Here is a 14,679-nt window from a genome sequence, read left to right on the forward strand (position 1 = left end):
GGATCGGCGTGCAAAAAGGACCCCGTTCGCGGGGTGATCGGCGCCTAAAAGGGACCCCTCATGTCGATGGTTTAAGCAGCCGGCTGGATTTTCAGGCGGCGAGATCGGGATGGTGATTTTGGAGACAGTGGTTCGGATCTGTCTCTTATACACCATCCGGTATCGGATCGAGGCAGCATGGCGATGTGTCTGTCTCTTATACACCATCCGGTATCGGATCGAGGCAGCATGGCGATGTGTCTGTCTCTTATACACCATCCGGTATCGGATCGAGGCAGCATGGCGATGTGTCTGTCTCTTATACACCATCCGGTATCGGATCGAGGCAGCATGGCGATGTGTCTGTCTCTTATACACCATCCGGTATCGGATCGAGGCAGCATGGCGATGTGTCTGTCTCTTATACACCATCCGGTATCGGATCGAGGCAGCATGGCGATGTGTCTGTCTCTTATACACCATCCGGTATCGGATCGAGGCAGCATGGCGATGTGTCTGTCTCTTATACACCATCCGGTATCGGATCGAGGCAGCATGGCGATGTGTCTGTCTCTTATACACCATCCGGTATCGGATCGAGGCAGCATGGCGATGTGTCTGTCTCTTATACACCATCCGGTATCGGATCGAGGCAGCATGGCGATGTGTCTGTCTCTTATACACCATCCGGTATCGGATCGAGGCAGCATGGCGATGTGTCTGTCTCTTATACACCATCCGGTATCGGATCGAGGCAGCATGGCGATGTGTCTGTCTCTTATACACCATCCGGTATCGGATCGAGGCAGCATGGCGATGTGTCTGTCTCTTATACACCATCCGGTATCGGATCGAGGCAGCATGGCGATGTGTCTGTCTCTTATACACCATCCGGTATCGGATCGAGGCAGCATGGCGATGTGTCTGTCTCTTATACACCATCCGGTATCGGATCGAGGCAGCATGGCGATGTGTCTGTCTCTTATACACCATCCGGTATCGGATCGAGGCAGCATGGCGATGTGTCTGTCTCTTATACACCATCCGGTATCGGATCGAGGCAGCATGGCGATGTGTCTGTCTCTTATACACCATCCGGTATCGGATCGAGGCAGCATGGCGATGTGTCTGTCTCTTATACACCATCCGGTATCGGATCGAGGCAGCATGGCGATGTGTCTGTCTCTTATACACCATCCGGTATCGGATCGAGGCAGCATGGCGATGTGTCTGTCTCTTATACACCATCCGGTATCGGATCGAGGCAGCATGGCGATGTGTCTGTCTCTTATACACCATCCGGTATCGGATCGAGGCAGCATGGCGATGTGTCTGTCTCTTATACACCATCCGGTATCGGATCGAGGCAGCATGGCGATGTGTCTGTCTCTTATACACCATCCGGTATCGGATCGAGGCAGCATGGCGATGTGTCTGTCTCTTATACACCATCCGGTATCGGATCGAGGCAGCATGGCGATGTGTCTGTCTCTTATACACCATCCGGTATCGGATCGAGGCAGCATGGCGATGTGTCTGTCTCTTATACACCATCCGGTATCGGATCGAGGCAGCATGGCGATGTGTCTGTCTCTTATACACCATCCGGTATCGGATCGAGGCAGCATGGCGATGTGTCTGTCTCTTATACACCATCCGGTATCGGATCGAGGCAGCATGGCGATGTGTCTGTCTCTTATACACCATCCGGTATCGGATCGAGGCAGCATGGCGATGTGTCTGTCTCTTATACACCATCCGGTATCGGATCGAGGCAGCATGGCGATGTGTCTGTCTCTTATACACCATCCGGTATCGGATCGAGGCAGCATGGCGATGTGTCTGTCTCTTATACACCATCCGGTATCGGATCGAGGCAGCATGGCGATGTGTCTGTCTCTTATACACCATCCGGTATCGGATCGAGGCAGCATGGCGATGTGTCTGTCTCTTATACACATCGAGATGTGTATAAGAGACAGCCGATAGGGGGTCCCGTTTGCACGCCGATTGACAAACCTATGCCCGATTCCGCGCACCAGCTCACGACAACACAGAGTAAAATCCTCTTCGTCGTCATATCCATGAAATACCATAGCCGCGCGCACATCGACCGGATTGCCAGTCGACATATGGCGCGTGCCAGACGCAGCCTTATAAGATAGTACGGTGGTGTAGTGCGGGATCTCATCGATCTGACGCTGCAATTCACGCTCCTCCGTCTGGCGCTGCTGTTGAGCTGCGTCCCACGCCGGATCGAAAATCTCTTCGCCATACGCTCTGCGCGCCGCGTCCGTCTGCCGCCATGTTTCCACGGCATCATCCCATGCCTGAGTCGGCGCCAGCCGGCGCTTTGGGACTATCAGCGATAGCGCGTCTGCTGCATCAAACTCATATGCCGGCTGGAATTGGCTGGGTTGCATCATCTGCATATCTGACTGTCCTTCTTCAATTTTGTGAGGCGCCGCGAGGCGGGTGCGCTCACTTGCCGGAGGACAGTCAACGAGCTGTGAAGGATTGGCGGTAATTTTCCAGTGGGGTATCGTGGCCTTAGCCATGACCGTCTCCTCATGACGATATTGGTCAGGCCGGGGCGGTCGTTGGTAGCTTCCGCCTCGGCTGTTCCATTATGGAACTGATCCAATTGGTATCAATTAACGATCTTGGCATCAACCCGATATTGATACTAAAAGGATCATATGTTGATGTCAGGAAGACAGTGCAGCGCCGCGCGCTCCCTCCTCGGCTGGTCGTCCGCCCAGCTCGCCGAAGCCGCCAAAGTCGGTCAGGCGACGGTCAAACGATTCGAGGCGGGTGACAGCGTGCGGGATACCAGCGTCGGCGCTATCAGGGCCGCGCTGGAGGAAGCGGGATTGATGTTCATTGCGGCTGGCGAGAGCGCTACAACCGGTGGCGAAGGTGTCCGTCGGCGGACTTAAAAACCGCTTTCCACCTCGCGACGGAATTCAGCCAGCTTTTCCTTGTAGCCTTCCGCAATTACTTCGGACGCATATCCCATGTCCGCTTCGGCCGCGTCTTGCATACAGCGAACATAGCGCGCCGCATCGGACTTGTAGCTTTCCCAGGCGAATCGATCGTTGCCATAGGGGCGTATCGGCTTGGAGCAGTTTTTAGACGGGTCATATTCGAGCCTGAAGAACAGCGTGGAGAACCCGCCCTTTGGCCCCATAAGTGGTGCCGCTGTCAGACCAGATCCGAAGGCAACACCTGCTGCCAGAATGACGGCGACGCTGATTTTCATGCCTGTTCCCCCAAAAGCATGGTGTCGCAATAGCACAGTTTCGCGCCGAAACAGGCGCAAACGGCGTGCTTATCCAGTGCTTATCCGAAAATCAGGCCGGGAGTTGGATCAGCCTAAAAATGGCTGAAAACCGTGGAGCGGGTAGCGGGGATCGAACCCGCATCACAAGCTTGGAAGGCTAGTGCTCTACCATTGAGCTATACCCGCCCGGCCGGGAAGCGCCCTGCCATCATCCTGGGGGCTTCGTCAATATCGCAATGTATGATTGCGCCAAGATCGCCCTTAACCCGGCCCGGCATTTCCTCTATCAGACGGGGATGCAAAGCCCTTCCCTGCGCCAGCTGGATATTTTCGCGCAGATGGTCGCGGCGGGCAGCGTCGCGCGCTGCGCCGACATGCTGGGCGTCACCGCCGATGAAATCGCCCGCGACATCGCGTCGCTGGAAATGCGGCTGGGCTATCGCCTGTTCGAGGATATGAGCGGCAGCGTCCGCCTGACGCCGGCCGGACGCAAGACGGCGCAGGCCATGACATTATTGTCGCAGGACGCGCCGGAGGATTGGGACGAGACGGCTGCTCCTGCCGAAGCGCCGCCCCAACCGCCCGCGCCGCAGCGCCAGACGATCATGCTGGCGGCCCCTGCCCCGATCTTCGGTCATTTTCAGGACGCGCTATCGGCGTTCGAAGCGGCGAACGAGGATATTGCCATCACGCTGGACTTGCATGTCCAGTCGGTGACGGACGCAGCGGCAGCGTTGCGGGAGGGGCGCGCGGACATCGCCTATTTTTATGCGCTGGAGGAACCGGCAGGTTTCGCGTCCCGCTATGGCTGGTCGGAACCGCTCAGCCTCTATGCCGGCGCGACCCATCCGCTGGCGCAGGCGGACAGCGTGTCGCGCGAAGATCTGGCGGTCACGCCCATGCTGGCGCTGGAGCGGCGCAACCCCATGCGCCACATTATCGAGGATGCGCTGGCGCGCGGGCGGGTGCAGCTTGGCGCACCAGCGCTCGAATCCGATGATATGTTTGCGGTGATGACGGCGTTGCGCGCGGGCACAGGCATTTTCGCCGCCTTCGGCGCGCTGGCGCGCGATCTGGGGCGGATGGACGGGATCGAGCGGCTTCGGCTCGACAGCCAATTGCCCGCGATCGAGGTGCGACAGGCGCTTGGAGCCCGCGCGGCGGAGACACCGGCGGTCGAGGCGCTGGCGGAATTTCTGTTTCTTTAAGGGCCGATGCCGTTGGCGCGGAAAGTTGTCGGTCCATGGATCATCGGTGCGAAAAGCCCGGCATGATGAGGTCCGATTGCGCATTGTGACAATTTCGTTACAAGGCGCACTCCATGCGCCAGATCGCCGCCCTGCCCTATACGACCCATGCCGACGGATCGATGCAGATCCTGCTGATCACGTCGCGCGACACGCGGCGGTGGGTCATACCCAAAGGCAACCGAATCAAGGGGCTGGCCGGCCATCGCGCCGCCGAACTGGAAGCGTTCGAGGAAGCGGGCATTCACGGCATCGCCTGCCCCGCTTCGCTTGGCCGCTACAGCTATGACAAGCGCAAACGCAGCGGCGCGGCGCGCGAAGCAACCGTCGAGGTATTTCCGCTTGCCGTGACTGGCCAGTTGTCGCAATGGCCCGAACAGGGGCAACGCGAACTGCGCTGGTTCCCTGTGGCGGAGGCCGCCTGCGCCGTCGACGAACCCGATCTTCAGGCAATCATCGCCGCCTTTCGCAAGCCGCCCCGCGATCCGGGCCGGTTCGTGCGGATGCTGCTGTGGTTCAAGGACAAGCAAAGCGAAAGGACTGGAATGCTCGCCTGGTTTCATGCGTTGATGCCAAAGCAGGGCCGCTTTTTCGAGCAATTCGAAAATCATGCGGCCACCCTGGTCGCCGGCGCGGACGCGCTGGCCCGGCTGCTCAAGGGCGGGCCGGACATGGACGTCCATATCAAGGAAATTTCCGATCGCGAACATGAAGCGGACGACATCATCCGCGACGTGTTGCTGGACGTGCGGCGCATCTTCGTAACCCCGTTCGACCGCAGCGCCATCACCGGCCTGATCGGCGTGATGGACGACGCGATCGACCAGATGAACCAGACCGCCAAGGCCATCGCCCTCTACGAGGTCAAGGCATTCCCGTCGCAGATGCAGGACATGAGCGCGCTGATCGTCGAATGCGCGCGACTGGCGGCCGAAGCGATGCCGCTGCTGCGTTCGCTCAACCTCAACGCCACGCGCCTGCACGACCTGACCGAACGGCTGGTCAAGCTGGAGGGCCATGCCGACATATTGCATGAAGCGGGCCTCAAGACGCTCTATGCCGCCGCGCGCGAGGGCAATCCCATGGATTTCGTCGTCGGGCGGGAAATCTATTCCCACCTGGAAAAGGTCACCGACCGGTTCGAGGATGTCGCCAACCAGATTTCCGGCCTGGTCATCGACCACGCCTGACGATCCCGCCGGATACGCTTCATGGACCCCATTGCCCTCCCGCTGCTGATCGCGCTGATCGGCGTCGCGCTTGCCTTTGACTTTCTCAACGGCCTGCACGACGCCGCCAACTCGATCGCGACCATCGTGTCGACCCGCGTGCTAAAGCCCCAATATGCGGTCGTTTGGGCAGCTTTCTTCAACTTCATCGCCTTCCTCTTCTTTGGCCTGCATGTCGCGACCACGGTGGGCAAGGGGATCGTCGACGCCGCGATCATCGATCCGCAAGTGATTTTCGGCGCGCTGATGGGGGCGATTTCGTGGAACCTCATCACCTGGGCGCTGGGCATCCCCTCTTCCTCCAGCCATGCGCTGATCGGCGGGCTGCTGGGCGCGGGGACGGCCAAGGCCGGGCTGGGCGCGGTGATATGGTCGGGCGTGTTCAAGACCAGCGCGGCGATCGTCATGTCGCCCGCGATCGGCCTGCTGCTGGCGTTGCTGCTGGTACTGATCATCAGCTGGATCTTCCGCCGCTTCACGCCCCATGGCGCGGACGGCGTGTTCCGCAAGCTGCAACTCGTTTCCGCATCCCTCTATTCGCTGGGGCATGGCGGCAACGACGCGCAAAAGACGATGGGGATCATCGCCGTGCTGCTCTATTCGCAGGGCATGTTGCAGGGCGAATTCCATGTGCCCTTCTGGGTCGTGATCAGCTGTCAGGCGGCGATGGGATTCGGCACGCTGTTTGGTGGGTGGAAGATCGTCCACACCAGGGGGTCGAAGATCACGCCGCTCAGCCCGGCGCAGGGCTGTCTCTTATACACATCTAGATGTGTATAAGAGACAGGCCGAATCCCATCGCCGCCTGACAGCCTGTCTCTTATACACATCTAGATGTGTATAAGAGACAGGGGTTTCTGTGCGGAAACCGGCGGGGCGATCACCCTGTTCATGGCGACGCATCTGGGCATTCCGGTGTCGACGACCCATACCATCACTGGCGCGATCGTGGGTGTCGGCGCATCGCGGCGGCTGTCGGCGGTACGATGGAATATCGCATCGCGCATCATCGTCGCCTGGGTTGTGACCCTGCCCGCCGCTGCCCTGATCGGCGCGGGCTTCTACTGGATCACGCGCTTCTTTTGATAGCCATACGGCACCGGCCATGGCTGGCCGATGCCGTGCTGCTTCAGTCAGGCTGGGTGCCGATCAGGCGACGCGGCCAAGCCGGTGATAGAGATTGGCATATTTGACCGATTCCGGCTGGTCCTGAATCTCGCGCAGATAATGGACGATGGCGGTGCGGATCAGGCCGAAATCCTCCTGCGAGAAAACCGCGCGCGACCGGGCGGGCTGGGGGTGGCCGCCGGTGTCCGTCATATCTTGCGTCATCGTGTCCGTCGTCATGATCCTGTCCTTGTCTCAGCGAGCCGTCGTGCGGCGATGAACAATGAGTTAGACATATCGACGCGCAGCGGAAGGGCGATGAGTGGCCGCGTGTCACAATAGGATTTGGTCAATCTGTCAAACTATGACATTATGACTTTATGGCAGACGCGACAGACCGCAAACTCTATCTCGGCCCCAAACTGCGCGTCCTGCGCCGCGAACTGGGCCTCAACCAGACCCGGATGGCCGAGGAACTGGGGGTTTCTCCTAGCTATCTCAACCATCTGGAGCGCAACCAGCGACCGTTGAGCGCGCAGATGCTGCTGCGACTGGCCAATGTCTATGACATCGACATTCGCGATTTTACCGCGCGCGCCAATGATGGCGGATCGGGCGAACTGAGCGAGATATTGTCCGACGCGCTGGTGCGCGACATCGGCATTGCGCGCGACGAAGTGCTGGAAGTGTCGGAAAATTATCCCGGCGTCAGCGAAGCCATCGCCCGATTCTATCGTGCGCTAAGCGATCTGCGCCGCCTGCCGGGCGAAGCAGCGGCGGGGGAGCGCGGCCCCGCCCCGCTGGTCGCGCCGATCGACTGGCTGCGCGAGACGATCGCGCGGGCGGGCAATCATTTTGCCGAGATCGATGCGGGCGCCGAAGCCATCGCCGCGCAGCTGAGCCAAGACCCCGCGCTGTTACAGGCCGAGTTGCGCGCGCGCCTGAAAGACCGGCACGGCATGGCCGTCCAGGTGCTGCGCGCCGATGTGCTGGCGGGGACGCTGCGCCATTATGACATGCACCGGCGGCGGTTGATGCTGAGCGAGCGGCTGGCCGCGTCCGGGCGGCTGTTCGCCATCGCCTATCATCTGTGCGCGCAGGAACTGGCCGACGCGATTGCCGCGCAGGTCGCCCGCACGGCCCCGCCGGACGAGGATAGCCGCCGCCTCGCCACCATCGCGCTCACCAACTATGCCGCGGCCGCGCTGATCATGCCCTATGACCGCATCCGCCAGGCGGCGGAGCAATGCCGCCATGACCTGCCCATGCTGCGCGACAGGTTCGGCGTGACGAGCGAACAGCTTGCCCACCGCCTGACCAGCCTCAACCGCACCGGCGCGCGCGGCATCCCCTTCTTCATGGTCAGGATGGACCGGGCGGGCATCATATCCAAGCGCTTCGACGGCGAAGCCTGGCCCTTTGCCCGCTATGGCAGCACGTGCCCCCGCTGGGACGCGCATGGCGCTGGCGCAGTCGATCAGGTGAGCGTACAATTGATCGAGACGCTGGACGAGCGCCGCTTCGTCACGCTCGCCATGGCGCTGCCCCTTCCGCCGGGCGCGCGTGGCCGCGCGGTCATCGCGCTGGGGTGCGAGGCGAAACATGCGTCGCGGATCGTCCACGCCGACGGAATCGACGCGGACAAGGACGACGCGGTCGAGGTCGGCCCGACCTGCCACCTGTGCGAACGCCGCGCCTGCCCCGACAGGGCGCTGCCCCCGGTGACGCGGGCGCTCGATTTGCATGGCTATGAACGGACGAGCGCGCCGTTTCCGTTCAGGCGGGTGTGATGGGGACTTGCGGCTGGCAGGCGAATGGTCCCGCTGCATTTGGGACGGGGTGACAACGGCCATCGTCGATCATCCTCGATCGCCCAATTTGCCTGAAGCCGCGAAATCGGGTGGCCCCATCAAAAAGAGGCGACGGAGGAAAAAGCATCAGTTTTCAATGTCATTCGTCGCATAGTCCGGAAAGGTTGACGTCTTTTTAACCAGCGTGCGGGCAAGACAGGGCGTGATGCACAGCCGCCGCCCTTTCAACGGAATATTGCTGAGAAAGCCGATCGCCTTCGCGCTGGTGGGGGCGTTAGGGTATCTGATGCTTGCCAGTGGCACTATCGCGCTGACAAGCGACGGCCGTGATCACGCAACGGTGTGGCCCGCAGATGCCATCATCCTGGCGCTGCTCCTCAATTCGGGCAGACGGCATTGGCCATTGCTTCTGACGGCAGGGTGGCTGGGCAACCTTGCCGCCAACGGGCTCACCCGTGAATGGACCATCGGGATCATTCTCTATGGCGCGATCAATATGGGCCAGGTGCTGCTGGCGGCATGGTCGCTCAGACGGTCCGGCGACACCAGGAATCTGCTCTCCGATGTAAGGGCGGTCGGGCGTTTCGTCATCTGGGCAGGTCTTTTCGCTCCCTTGATGGGAGCCGCTGTCGGATCTCTGGTCGCTTCGGTGAATTACAATGTGCCGATCGGCCCGTCATTCATCCGCTGGTTTGCCAGCAATTCGCTTGGATTGCTCGTTTGTACGCCGTTCCTGAATGCCGTTTTCGATGGAAGCTACCGTCGTTGCTTTGCGGCCAAAAGTCTGTGGGAAAGAGGCGAAACATTCGCCCTGATGGCGATCCACGCCGCCGTGACAATTTTTGTGTTCGGGCAGAATCACCTGCCGATACTGTTCCTTTCCTTTTCTTCGCTTCTTCTGCTCTCATTTCGCATCGGGCGGCTCGGCACCTATGCCGGAGTCATGCTCGTTGCCATTATCGGCGCGGTGTCAGCCCTTCAGCATTTTGGCCCCATGGCCTTGATCAATGAGGGCGCGGCCTTTCAGGCCATCTTCTTTCAGGCCTATCTGGCGACGCTATTGGTGACGACACTGCCTGTGGCAGCGATCGTTGCATCGCGCGCCGAGGCGTTGGGCAATCTGGCCGCCCGCGAGGAGACGCTGCGCCTCATCATGGCGCATTCACCCGACGTCATCCTGAGCTTCGACAATGATGGCGTATGCCGATGGGCGGACGGTCCTGTCCGCGAATATCTGGGGCTTGGGCCGGAGGAGCTTTTTGGCAATCCCGCCGCAGCAATCGCCCTTCGCACCGGCGAAGAACTGCTGGTGGCGTCTGGTCGCCCTACCGATGAACGGAGCACGGAGAAGGCCATCGAGTTTTCGCCGATTTTGCAACCATCCCTCACGCTGGAAGCATCGTTCCGGGATCTTACCCGTGATGGCATGATTGTCGGGCGCGTCGTGACCTTGCGCGACGCGACAGCGCGAAAGGCCCGCGAGCAGGCGATAACGATTCAGGTCGAAACCGATGATCTGACCGGGGTCAAGAACCGGGCTGGCTTTCGGCGACATGTGCGCGCCGCATTGGCCGACACCAGCCGTCCCTGTTCGGTAGCGATTGTCGATGTCGATCATTTCAAGGTCATCAACGACCGCTACGGTCATCAGGTCGGGGATGCGGTTCTCATGGAGATCGCGCAGCGATTGACCGCGGGCATAAGGCAAAGCGACATCGTAGGCCGTATCGGCGGCGACGAGTTCGCCATCCTCTTTCAATGCGACCTGGAAACAGCGAAACTGGCCTGCGAGCGTATCGCCTATTCCGTTTCCCAACGCCCCATATTTTCCGATGAGACCCTGTTAGTCCTCACCTCGATCAGTTGCGGAGTCGCAGGCTACATGCCGGGCATGTCGCGCGATCAACTGTTCGAGGCCGCCGACACCGCCCTGTATCAGGTCAAGCGGGATGGACGAAACGGCGTCCGTGCAGCCGGGTGACGCGGACAATATCGCGTTGACGCGCTTGCCTGCGCGAACAAGCCTTCGCGCCAGATTGCGGCAACGTCATCGTCAAGCGGCATAGCCGCCCCACACCCCAACACCAAAAAAGGGGCCGCCGGGCAGGCGACCCCTTCTTTATCCTCTCCCGCGAAAGCGGAAGCGTGGCCGCTTAGTCGGCCTTGGGCTGGAGGTTGACGGCGGCATATTTGCCGCGACGGTCGACTTCCAGTTCAAAGTCCAGACGATCGCCTTCATTCAGGGCGGCCATCCCAGCGCGTTCGACGGCGCTGATGTGGACGAAGGCGTCGGGCTGGCCATCATCGCGCTGAATGAAGCCAAAGCCCTTCATCGCGTTGAAGAATTTGACCGTGCCGCTGGCGCGTTCGCCGGTCAGCTGGCGCTGCGGGCCGCCACGATCGCCACCGGGGGCGCCGAAACCACCGGCGCGCGGTTCACGCGGCGGGCCACGGTCCGTCACGGGGAGCGGTTCGCCTTCGATCTTGAGATCGGTTGCCGAAACCTTGCCGCCACGATCGACCAGGGTGAAGCCAAGCTGCTGACCTTCGGCCAGGCCAGTCAGGCCGGCCTGTTCGACAGCACTGATATGCACGAACACGTCCTCGCCGCCGTCATCGCGAACGACGAAGCCGAAGCCCTTTTGCCCGTTGAAGAATTTAACGACGCCAGTGCCTTCGCCAACGACCTGCGCAGGCATGCCGCGACCACCGCCGCCGCCGCCGCCACCGACGCCGCCGCGGTTGCCACCGCCAAAGCCGCCGCCGCCGGCGCGATCACCGCCACCGAAGCCCGCCAGGTTGGAGCGCACATAGGCATGCGGATTGATGAGCGAATAGCGCACACCGGCCTGCGCGCCGAAGCCGCCACCAAAACCACCGCGACCGCCGCCGCCGCCAGCGCCCTGATCGTAGAAATTGTCGTCGCCGAAACCGTCGCGCTTGTCCTTGCCGCGCCCGCCGCGGCGACCTCTGTCAAAACTCATGCCCTGTTAGTCACTTTCGCTTCGCCCCAAGACCAATCGGACAAACATGTCGGGCGAATGACATGCACAATCCACCGCAAAGGCGCGGTTTGGGAATCACTATATCAACTTTTCAGGGGAGCGCGAATGTTTTTACAGGCAAGGCTTCAGGTAGGACTTCGGTTGATCCTATGGCCATGTCGCACCATCGGCAAAGCCTTTGATTGCGATATCCCCGCTTTGCCCATAGAGGGGAAGCCATGACCGTCCATTTTCATGAAGAAGACCTGCCCGCAGGCGTGCTCGCCCCCGGCCCGGTTGCCGTCGACACCGAAACCATGGGGCTGATCACCCCACGCGACCGCCTGTGCGTGGTGCAGATCAGCGATGGCAAGGGCGATGAACATCTGGTCCGTTTTGCCGCCGGATCGGACTATGCCGCGCCCAATCTGCGCGCCGTGCTGGCGGACCCGGAACGGCTGAAACTCTACCATTTCGGGCGTTTCGACATTGCCGCGATCAAATATTATCTGGGCGTCGTGGCAGCCCCTGTCTATTGCACCAAGATCGCTTCGCGCCTCATTCGCACCTATACCGACCGCCATGGCCTGAAGGAACTGGTCCGCGAACTGCTGGGCCAGGACATCAGCAAGCAGCAGCAGTCGAGCGACTGGGGCAACCCGGTCCTGTCCGACGCACAGAAGGATTATGCCGCGTCCGACGTGCGCTTCCTCCACGCGCTGCGCACCGAATTGAACAAGCGGCTGGAGCGCGAAGGGCGGATGGAACTGGCGCAGGCCTGTTTCGATTTCCTGCCGCACCGTGCTGAACTCGATCTGGCGGGATGGCCGGAGATCGACATATTTTCCCACATGTAAGCGAATCGGATCGTCGTCACCATGTCCGTCCAGGCCGATCAGCAACGCGATGTGCGCCGCCACTGGGCGCGACCGGGGGGCAGCCATGACCGGCTGGTCGGCCTGCTCAAAAACTGGCTGCCGGTCGCGGTCGGGGTGCTGAGCGCGCTTTTGGCGACCGCGCCCTTTACCAGCGGTGACAAGGTCAGCTTCGTTCTGGACAAGAACAAGGTCGAAGTCGCCAAGGAACGCATGCGCGTAACAGAGGCGCTGTATCGCGGGCAGGACAGCAAGGGGCAGCCCTTTTCCCTGCGCGCAGGATCAGCGGTGCAGAAAAGCTCGCGCGAGCCGATCGTGGACCTGAACAGCATGTCCGCGCGCATCCTGCTGTCGGACGGTCCCGCCGTGCTGAGCGCGCAAAAGGGCCGTTACGACATGGAGACCGAGCGGGTCGGGATCGAAGGGCCAGTGCAGTTCGAGGCGGCGGGCGGCTATCGCCTGACCACGCGCGACGTCGGCATCGACCTAAAGACCCGGCGGATGCGCAGCGCGGGCCGGGTCGACGGACGCATCCCGATCGGCACGTTCAGCGCGGACCATCTGGAAGCCGACATGGGCGCGCGCACGGTGACATTGAATGGCCGGGCCAGCTTGCGCATCGAACAAAATGGCCTCAAAGGGCGAAACTGATGAAAGCCTCTTATCTTCTGCTGTCGGTCGGCTGCGCGGGCGCCGCGGGCCTGATGTTCGTCGGCGCCATGCCATCGCTCGCGCAAGTCGTCAGCAAGCATGACAGCAACGCCCCGGTCAACTTCACCGCCGACCGGATCGAGGTGCAGGACCGCGCCGACCGTGTCGTCGTGTCCGGCAATGTCGAAGTGACGCAGGCGGGCATGACGCTCAACGCCGCGCGCATGACGGTGGCCTATCGCAACGAGCCAGGCGGCGGTGCAAGCGGGGTGGAGATCGACCGGATCGACGCATCCGGCAATGTCGTGGTGACCAAGGCGGATCAGACCGCGCGTGGCAATGTCGCCATTTACGACCTCAACAGCAAGCTCATCACCATGTTGGGCAATGTCGCGCTGACGCAGGGGTCCAACCGGCTGACCGGCGGGCGGCTGGTGATGGACCTGAACACCGGGCGATCGACCGTCGATGGTCGCGCATCGGGCGGCGGCGCGGGCGTGACGGGCAGCGCCGGGGGCCGGGTGACAGGGACATTCTCGGTCCCGCAGCGAAAAAATTAAGCGCGGACGTTATGGAGTTTTCCTGACGCGACGAACCGTTTGAAAGTGGGTTGATCCGGGGCGTCAACCCTGTAGCAATCATGGATTGCACATTTTCATTTGTGCTGCGATAAGCTGCCTCATGACATTGGCGGCAATCGTTTTGGTGGTATTCGCCCTCGCGCTTGGTGGCGCTATTCTCAGCGCGCGCCGCTGGAACATGACCATCGGTGTCATCAGTGGCCTGGCGGTCGGGCTGGCCGGCTGGGCGATAGCCTCAATGGGCATCATGATCTGGTTTTCTAAAAGCTACTAGCAGCCTAGATCGGCGGCCTGCCGCACCCGGCAGGCAAGAGGAAGCGGAGCGCGTCGCTATCGCTTCAAGGCCGCACGTCCCATTGCACCAGCGTCACGCGGTCGTCCGCATCCAGCGCCAGCTCCCCGAACGCCCCCGTCCGCAATTTGAGCGATTCTAGCGGCAAACCGGCAGCCAGCAGCGCGAAGCGGGCCGCGCCATTGCTGGTGACGAACAGGTCCACACCCTCCCCGCCCTCGGCAAAGCAGGCGCGCCACGCCGCGATCCGCGCTTCGGCGTCGACGATCCAGTCGGCCGGGGCGATGCCGCGCTCATCCCAGTCGGCGATCGCCTGCGCGCCGATGCGCGCCAGAACCTGCGCTTCGGGCCGGCCTTCGTCGGGCCCATGATCGATTTCGCCCAGCCAGTCGCCCGTCCCGTCTGGCGCATGGCCGGTGGCGTCAGCGATCGCCTGCGCGGTTTGTCGGGCGCGCAAGAGCGGGCTGGTCAGAAGGCGGGTGATGGCGAAATCCTGCGCGGCGAACCACGCGCCCAGCCGTTGCGCCTGGGCATGGCCGCTCTCGACCAGCGGCAGGTCCGTGCGTGATCCGATGCGACAGGCCTGCGCGCTGCTGGCGAACGTGTTGCCATGACGGATGATGAAAAGGCGGCGCATGGC

The 14,679-nt window shown here is 61.6% G+C and carries 14 protein-coding genes, 1 tRNA gene and 1 pseudogene; 11 read left to right on the top strand and 5 right to left on the bottom strand.

The window, feature by feature from the left end:
- Positions 1–177 precede the first annotated feature (177 nt).
- Positions 178–1,968 (top strand): hypothetical protein, encoded by a 1,791-nt coding sequence (locus FE851_RS12500; protein ID WP_145202811.1) that lies wholly within the window; start codon positions 178–180, stop codon positions 1,966–1,968.
- A 716-nt stretch (positions 1,969–2,684) separates the two neighbouring features.
- Complete coding sequence (locus tag FE851_RS12505) at positions 2,685–2,918, top strand: XRE family transcriptional regulator (RefSeq protein ID WP_197716413.1); 234 nt, start codon at positions 2,685–2,687, stop codon at positions 2,916–2,918.
- On the opposite strand, the gene FE851_RS12510 is transcribed toward FE851_RS12505, so the two are convergent.
- Positions 2,915–3,241 (bottom strand): hypothetical protein, encoded by a 327-nt coding sequence (locus tag FE851_RS12510; protein ID WP_120251806.1) that lies wholly within the window; start codon positions 3,239–3,241, stop codon positions 2,915–2,917. The genes FE851_RS12505 and FE851_RS12510 overlap by 4 nt on opposite strands.
- A gap of 133 nt (positions 3,242–3,374) precedes the next feature.
- Positions 3,375–3,448: transfer RNA gene (locus tag FE851_RS12515), tRNA-Gly, on the bottom strand.
- A gap of 110 nt (positions 3,449–3,558) precedes the next feature.
- Here FE851_RS12515 and FE851_RS12520 point away from each other — a divergent pair.
- The 3 genes and pseudogenes from FE851_RS12520 to FE851_RS12530 form a co-directional block, all read left to right on the top strand.
- On the top strand, positions 3,559–4,470 hold the full coding sequence (locus FE851_RS12520) for a LysR family transcriptional regulator (protein WP_145202814.1): 912 nt from the start codon (positions 3,559–3,561) through the stop codon (positions 4,468–4,470).
- 113 nt (positions 4,471–4,583) lie between these two features.
- On the top strand, positions 4,584–5,699 hold the full coding sequence (locus FE851_RS12525; RefSeq protein ID WP_017183960.1) for a DUF47 family protein: 1,116 nt from the start codon (positions 4,584–4,586) through the stop codon (positions 5,697–5,699).
- A 21-nt stretch (positions 5,700–5,720) separates the two neighbouring features.
- A pseudogene (locus FE851_RS12530) lies at positions 5,721–6,803 on the top strand (inorganic phosphate transporter); the annotation flags it as partial.
- Positions 6,804–6,887: 84 nt separating this feature from the next.
- On the opposite strand, the gene FE851_RS12535 reads toward FE851_RS12530, so the two are convergent.
- A complete protein-coding gene (locus tag FE851_RS12535) occupies positions 6,888–7,085 on the bottom strand; it encodes a hypothetical protein (protein ID WP_019052878.1) in 198 nt (65 codons plus the stop codon).
- Between the two features lie 140 nt (positions 7,086–7,225).
- On the opposite strand from FE851_RS12535, the gene FE851_RS12540 reads away from it, so the two are divergent.
- A complete protein-coding gene (locus FE851_RS12540; protein WP_145202817.1) occupies positions 7,226–8,635 on the top strand; it encodes a short-chain fatty acyl-CoA regulator family protein in 1,410 nt (469 codons plus the stop codon).
- Between the two features lie 226 nt (positions 8,636–8,861).
- On the top strand, positions 8,862–10,637 hold the full coding sequence (locus tag FE851_RS12545) for a diguanylate cyclase (RefSeq protein ID WP_145202819.1): 1,776 nt from the start codon (positions 8,862–8,864) through the stop codon (positions 10,635–10,637).
- 172 nt (positions 10,638–10,809) lie between these two features.
- Here the strand turns inward: FE851_RS12545 and FE851_RS27160 are convergent, their stop codons facing one another.
- Positions 10,810–11,640, bottom strand: a complete 831-nt coding sequence (locus FE851_RS27160) for a cold-shock protein (protein WP_145202822.1) — start codon at positions 11,638–11,640, stop codon at positions 10,810–10,812.
- A 239-nt stretch (positions 11,641–11,879) separates the two neighbouring features.
- Between FE851_RS27160 and FE851_RS12555 the strand changes: the two genes are divergently transcribed.
- The 4 genes from FE851_RS12555 to FE851_RS26150 all read left to right on the top strand — a co-directional run bounded on the left by FE851_RS12555 (position 11,880) and on the right by FE851_RS26150 (position 14,021).
- Entirely contained in the window at positions 11,880–12,497 is a 618-nt protein-coding gene (locus tag FE851_RS12555; protein ID WP_017183955.1) for a ribonuclease D, read from the top strand.
- Positions 12,498–12,518: 21 nt separating this feature from the next.
- Positions 12,519–13,166, top strand: a complete 648-nt coding sequence (locus FE851_RS12560; protein WP_019052875.1) for a hypothetical protein — start codon at positions 12,519–12,521, stop codon at positions 13,164–13,166.
- Positions 13,166–13,726, top strand: a complete 561-nt coding sequence (locus FE851_RS12565; protein ID WP_017183953.1) for an LptA/OstA family protein — start codon at positions 13,166–13,168, stop codon at positions 13,724–13,726. Before FE851_RS12560 ends, FE851_RS12565 begins: the two co-directional genes overlap by 1 nt.
- A 121-nt stretch (positions 13,727–13,847) precedes the next feature.
- Positions 13,848–14,021 carry a hypothetical protein gene (locus tag FE851_RS26150; RefSeq protein ID WP_017183952.1) on the top strand — a complete coding sequence of 58 codons (174 nt, stop codon included), beginning with the start codon at positions 13,848–13,850 and terminating at the stop codon, positions 14,019–14,021.
- 64 nt (positions 14,022–14,085) lie between these two features.
- On the opposite strand, the gene FE851_RS12570 is transcribed toward FE851_RS26150, so the two are convergent.
- Positions 14,086–14,676 carry a histidine phosphatase family protein gene (locus tag FE851_RS12570; protein WP_145204372.1) on the bottom strand — a complete coding sequence of 197 codons (591 nt, stop codon included), beginning with the start codon at positions 14,674–14,676 and terminating at the stop codon, positions 14,086–14,088.
- Positions 14,677–14,679 lie beyond the last annotated feature (3 nt).

It is taken from the genome of Sphingobium sp. B2, from assembly GCF_007693735.1.
GTDB lineage: Bacteria > Pseudomonadota > Alphaproteobacteria > Sphingomonadales > Sphingomonadaceae > Sphingobium > Sphingobium xenophagum.